The sequence below is a fragment of the Desulfobulbus rhabdoformis genome (genome assembly GCF_016919065.1).
GTDB lineage: Bacteria > Desulfobacterota > Desulfobulbia > Desulfobulbales > Desulfobulbaceae > Desulfobulbus > Desulfobulbus rhabdoformis.
Window position 1 is genome coordinate 170,235 of sequence record NZ_JAFFQA010000005.1, and the last position, 6,084, is coordinate 176,318.

Sequence of the window (6,084 nt, forward strand, 5' to 3'; positions counted from 1 at the left end):
CTCCCCTATGCCACTTTTAGGTGCCCATGAATCGATCTCCGGCGGTCTGCACAAGGCCTTTGACCATATTGAGCAGGTTAACGGGGAGTGTCTCCAGATCTTCACCGCCAACCAGCGCCAATGGAAAGCAAAAGAGCTGAGCCCACAAGACATCGAACTTTTTCAACAACGTTGGCAGGAGATGGGCACCATGCCGGTTGCCTCCCACGCCTCCTATCTGATTAACCTGGCCAGCAACGATCCCGAAAAAGCCGAAAAATCGATTGCCGCCTTTTCCCAGGAGCTGATACGCTGCCGACAACTGGGCATAGAATTGGTGGTTATCCATCCGGGAAGTCATGGTGGGCGCGGCATTGAGCCAGGTTTGACGAATGTCAGCCAGCATCTGGAGCAGGTGCTGGAACGATCCGGCGCACTTGACTCTCCCCTGAAAATTCTACTGGAAACAACTGCTGGCCAGGGGACATCCCTGGGCAGCAGTTTTGAGGAGCTGGGCTCTCTCTTGAAAGCTACGCGCTATCCGGAGCACCTCGGCATCTGTGTTGATACCTGCCATATCTTTGCTGCCGGATATGAGCTTCGCCATGCTGAGGGGTATCAGAAAACCATGGATGCACTCCGCGCCCATGTGGGCCTGGACAAGATCCATCTCTTTCATCTCAACGACTCACAAAAGGACTGCGGCAGCCGGGTTGATCGACATGCCCATATCGGCCAGGGCTGCATAGGACTTGCTGGTTTTGAGCTGCTGGTCAACGACGAGAGATTTGCCCACCTCCCCATGGCACTGGAGACCGACAAGGGGGCTGATCTGGCGGAGGATAGGGAAAATCTGGAACGCTTACGAGCCTTGCTCAAATAACGAAAAGCTTTCCGCCCCCCTCCTCTTCCTCCACTGCGTTGAAACAACAATCCGCTGTTTCAACTCATCTTTTCTGCCCGCCAACAATTTCACAAAAACAGAATCTTACCCTTCACTTTTTCCCTTCATGTGATACGCTTGCCTGTAGAGTTACCCTGAATTCCTTCTGAACATTGTGTTTTTACACCATACCCACGTTCACGCTCCGTCATTTCAGGCAGCACAGTCTTTGACATTCTCAGGGCAGCAAAGATATAGATCGACTCGTCTGCTTGCCCTTCAAATCACCCCTGGCAGCCTGAGGTGATATAAATCCCGGTTAACCTCTAACCCGATGGATTTTTTATGAAGATTGCAGGCAAAGTTTCTCTTAAAATTAAAATCATGGGTACTGTTCTTGTTCCCATACTGCTGCTCGTCCCGGTCATGCTCACACTTTATTTTCAGGGGACCGGGCAACTCAAAGGTGAGCGCAATCGAGCGATCAATACGGCTAACATCATCGCCTTTGATTCTGTGATAGGTCCGCAGGCAAAACACCTGGAAAGGATGCTGACCAATGTCCTGATGATCATGGAATTGGTCGATTTCACTATCGATCCCAGTAACACCAGCGCCCGCATGGTCCTTGAGGGACAGTTTCTCTCTCTGGTGGAAGAGGGAATTATCCGTTTTACCGTCTACAACAAAGAAAACAAAATTATCCTCCAGCAGGTACAAGGGGCCCCAAAACGAGGAAGAGATCTCCCTGCCGTCTATGTTGATACCTTTACCAAAGCAGCCCAAGACGCCGCTTTTCACTTCTATTTTCGTGGCAGCGAAGGCGGCATGCGCGAAACCGGGGCAGAGTACTGCATCCTCTCAAGTATCCTTGATGATGACGATGCCACCATCGGTTATGTGGAACTTGCTGCGGATCCTGGCCGCTGGGTCCAACGAATTGCAGAGCTGACTGAAGCCCGTATATTTCTCTACGATCCGTCACACCATGCACTACCGGTAAGCGAATCCCCGGAAAAGGGCAAACGGTTACTGAGCCAACTCCCAGAGGACTTGCAGAACCTGAAATTTGTCCAGACCAGTTTTAAGGGCCAGCACTGCCTGGTCAACATCCTTCCCATTCAAGATCCGCAAAACAAGGCCTGCAACTATCTCCTGGTTGCCCAGGACGCCACCCAGCTAGTACAGGCAGAACAAAAACGCCAGCTGTACGGCCTGATTATCTGTCTTACCATTCTGTGTTGTTCCCAAATCCTTGCCTACATCATGGTCAGCAAAGGAATAACCAACCCTATCAGCGCTCTAATTGGCTTTGCCACCACCCTGGCCACCGGCAATGCCTCCTCCTCTCTACAGATACAAGCGACCGGAGAAATCCGTATTCTGGAAAATGCCCTCAATGACATGGCCGACCATATTCGGAACCAGGCCAATCTGGCCCAAAAAATAGCTGAGGGTGACCTAACCGGCGAGGTGGTTCCGGCCTCTGAACAGGATGTACTGGGCAATGCCCTAGTTGCCATCACCGGCAATCTGGGAAAAATGATAGAACAGATCTCCCAAAACGCTGAAGGGCTGCTAGCCATGGCGGGCGGCGTCACCGGGCTCTCCAGTGAGCTCCGGGTTTCACTCGATGTCATCGAATCACAAACCAGAAACCTGGCCGAGGCTTTCGAACAAATTTCCACCAATTTACAAATGGTTTCCAGCGCTACCGAGGAAATGTCGGTTTCCATTCAGGAGATCAGCCGCACCAGTAACGAATCCAGCGAGACAACACGCAAGGCAGAACAATTCTCCGAAGAGACCAGCAAAGTTATGGACCAGCTCAGTGCTGTTGTGGCCAGCATAAGTGAGGCCAACCAGGCTATTTCAGACTTTGCCGATCAGACCAACCTACTGGCCTTAAACGCGACGATTGAGGCGGCTCGGGCCGGTGAAGCCGGACGTGGTTTTGCGGTGGTCGCCACTGAGGTCAAGGACCTTGCGCAAAAGAGTATGGGAACTGCCCAGGCCATCCATGGCGATGTGATGAACATCGAACAATGCACCGCCCAGGCAGTCAGTAGCACCAAAACCATTGGAGAGGTCGTCTCCCGCTCCAGAGAAGCCTCCTACGGTATTGCCAGCGCCGTTGAAGAACAGGCTGCGGTGGCCTCGGATATCTCACAAAACATTGCCAGTGCCCATAACATCACCAGTGGCTTTTCCAATAATATTGATGAACTGCAAGAGGTGGCCTCGGTTACCGGCAGAACTATTCAATCCTTAAACACCTCGGCCGATCAGCTGGCGCAATTGGCCGAAACCCTGAAAAAGAGTATCGATATCTTTAAATTACGGAGTACATCCTAAAGGGTGTCTTGAATAATTAGATTTTTCAATCAAGGTCAAGGATTGTGAAATATTTTACCGCAGGCATATAATTGATATCGGAGTCTTCGCTTACCTCCGAGGATAAAATTTTGAGCATGACGAGGTAAGCGTCAGACTCCGGGAGATTGGCAGAAAAAGCAATTATTCAAGATTCCCTAAACAACAAGGAGGTTGTATGAGGCAAGAAATCAGTGGTTTATTTTTTGCAGTAACTTTCATTCTGTCGAGCATTCTGCCACTCTGGACACAACAAGCCGATGCCGGAGAAGTCAGCAAGGGCCAAATCCCCAAAGATCATCTTGCCACCTCATACAAACAACTCCCCTGGGGAGTGATGATATGGGACGTTCCGGAAGCCGTTGAGCATCTGAAAAATGACAAGAACGTGCTCTGGGTAGACACCAGACCTCAAAGCTTTTTTAACCAGGGAACGGTTAAAAATGCGGTACCCCTGGTCTACGGTAAAAAAGGACACGCGACCAACACCCTCACACCGGAATCTCTAACCCAGGCCCTTACCGACAAAGGGCTGAATAAAAACACGGCAACCATCGCCTTTTTCTGCCAGGGCCCAGCCTGCCACCGGAGCTACAACGCCGCCTATACTGCGGTCACGGAGTGGGGCTACAGTCCTGATAAAATTACCTGGTTCCGCGCAGGCTACCCGCACCTGCTCCAGGAAGTCAAAGCAAACGCCAAACTCAAAAGGCGGGCAAAACGGTATCTCAGCGACGCAGGGATTCGCCAGCTTTAATCTCACAGATCCAGAGAGAATACTCCAGGGTGTCTTGAATAATTAGATTTTTCAATCAAGGCCAGATAAGCGCAGACTTCGAGGATTGCGCAAAATTTTACCGCAGGCATATAATTGATATCGGAGTCTTCGCTTACCTCCGAGGATAAAACTTTAAGCATGACGAGGTAAGCGCCAGACTCCGCGGGATTGGCAGAAAAAGCAATTATTCAAGATGCCCTCCAGGTACAAAGCGGGGAGCCGGACGCGCACGCAGGGCGCTGCACATATGATGTGCAGCGCCCTTTTATGCCCAATGTCGGCCGAACGACTCAGCCTACAGGCCACTTAAAGGTATGAATCCAATGGAGTACAGGTGAGACCAAATGCCTCCGCCACCGCCGGGCAGGTAATATTACCATCCACCATATTCACACCGGCGGCAATGCCCGCATCTGTCGCAGCGGATTGTTGCCAACCGTTTTCCGCCAGTTTCAGTACATAGGGCAAGGTGGCGTTGGTCAAGGCCTGGGTTGAGGTGAGCGGAACCGCTCCCGGCATATTGGCAACACAGTAATGAATGATCCCGTCCACCTCATACACCGGTTCGGTATGTGTGGTGGGGCGTGAAGTTTCAAAACAGCCCCCCTGATCAATAGCCACATCCACGAGCACGGCACCAGGCCGCATCAGAGAGAGCATGTCTTTGGTGATTAAACGTGGCGCTTTGGCGCCAGGAACAAGCACTGCACCAATAACCGCATCCGCTTTGGGCAGGAGTTCACGAATAGTGGGGGAGGAAGACATCAGCGGCACGCAGTTTTTCGGCATGGTGTCCGCCAGATAGCGTAGACGGTTTAGGTTAGTATCCAGCAGATAAACCTGCGCCCCGAGACCACTGGCAATACGGGCCGCCTCTGTGCCCACTGTTCCACCGCCTAACACCATAACCGTTGCCGGGGCTACTCCAGGAACGCCCCCCATGAGGATTCCCCTGCCCCCCTGGCTATGTTCAAGTGTTTTCGCAGCCTCCTGGGCAGCCATTCTTCCGGCCACCTCACTCATTGGTGTCAACAGGGGCAGACGGCCGTGCGCATCGGTGATTGTTTCATAGGCAATACAGACCGCTCGACGTTGTATCATGGCTTGGGTCAACTCTCTCGAGGCTGCAAAATGAAAATAGGTAAAGACCACCTGCCCCGGACGCACCATAGCGTACTCCTGCGTCAGTGGTTCCTTGACATGCAGCACCATATCTGAGCGCTCGTAGATCTCGGTGGGTTTCTCCACCAACTCTCCCCCTGCATCCTGGTACATTGTATCGGAAAAGCCACTTCCCTTGCCTGCGGTGACTTCAACCAACACCTGATGCCCTTGAGCGACCAGCTGCTCGACTCCGGCAGGGGTTAGACTCACCCGGTTTTCCTCGGTTTTTATTTCTTTGAGTACGCCAACAATCATTTTGCACCTCCAGCATAAAAGCGTTTTCCTGAATCAGTAAGCATTCATGCCAACAATTAATTTTCAAAAAAACGATCAACCTGTTGAATTTCAACAATTTAAACAAAAAAAGCCTTTTCTATCCGACACATGGGAATCACGAAGATTTTAAATGATATCAGAAGGAAAAGGCTTAGGGGTAGCATACATAATCCCCGCCTCAGTTCAAGGGGGAATTTTCATCAACAGCTTGCAGCAGCCGCAAAATTGCTTAAACCATCAGGGGCAAAAACGACTTCTGTCACTGGACAGGAGACACCTGAATTAACTCACCCAAAAAACGTTTTCAAAAAAAACGAACCGGCCAGTGATGCGCTTTTGCTCCGGGAAAAAATTTATATGGCTCTGAACAATTCTCAGTAAATGCTTATATTAGTTGCAAGATCAAAAGGTTAATCAAAAACTGGAGGTCTTGTCATGAAAATGCCGCAAATGTCTCTTTTGGAATGGCAGAACAAATTTGGATCCGAAGATGCCTGTATCGATGCCCTGATCAAAACAAGGTGGCCCGATGGCTTCGTTTGCCCTGAATGTTCGAGTAGAGAATACAGTTTCATAACATCAAGAAATTCCTACCAGTGTAGCCACTGTCATCATCAAACCAGCGTCACAT

General features: G+C 50.8%; 5 protein-coding genes. 4 read left to right on the plus strand and 1 reads right to left on the minus strand.

Translation table 11 applies throughout. From position 1 onward, the window contains the following. Positions 1 to 7 precede the first annotated feature (7 nt). The 3 genes from JWJ90_RS04295 (at position 8) to JWJ90_RS04305 (ending at position 3,992) form a co-directional block, all read left to right on the plus strand. Positions 8 to 862, plus strand: coding sequence for a deoxyribonuclease IV (locus tag JWJ90_RS04295; protein ID WP_205225959.1), 855 nt, complete (start codon positions 8 to 10; stop codon positions 860 to 862). A 345-nt stretch (positions 863 to 1,207) separates the two neighbouring features. After that, entirely contained in the window at positions 1,208 to 3,217 is a 2,010-nt protein-coding gene (locus JWJ90_RS04300) for a methyl-accepting chemotaxis protein (RefSeq protein ID WP_205225960.1), read from the plus strand. Between the two features lie 196 nt (positions 3,218 to 3,413). After that, the gene (locus JWJ90_RS04305) at positions 3,414 to 3,992 is read left to right on the plus strand and encodes a rhodanese-like domain-containing protein (protein WP_205225961.1); all 579 of its coding nucleotides are present in this window, start codon (positions 3,414 to 3,416) and stop codon (positions 3,990 to 3,992) included. 327 nt (positions 3,993 to 4,319) lie between these two features. Here the strand turns inward: JWJ90_RS04305 and ald are convergent, their stop codons facing one another. Next, entirely contained in the window at positions 4,320 to 5,432 is a 1,113-nt protein-coding gene (ald, locus tag JWJ90_RS04310) for an alanine dehydrogenase (protein WP_205225962.1), read from the minus strand. 456 nt (positions 5,433 to 5,888) lie between these two features. Between ald and JWJ90_RS04315 the strand changes: the two genes are divergently transcribed. Beyond that, on the plus strand, positions 5,889 to 6,084 hold a 196-nt coding region (locus tag JWJ90_RS04315), incomplete at its 3' end, for a transposase (RefSeq protein ID WP_205225963.1).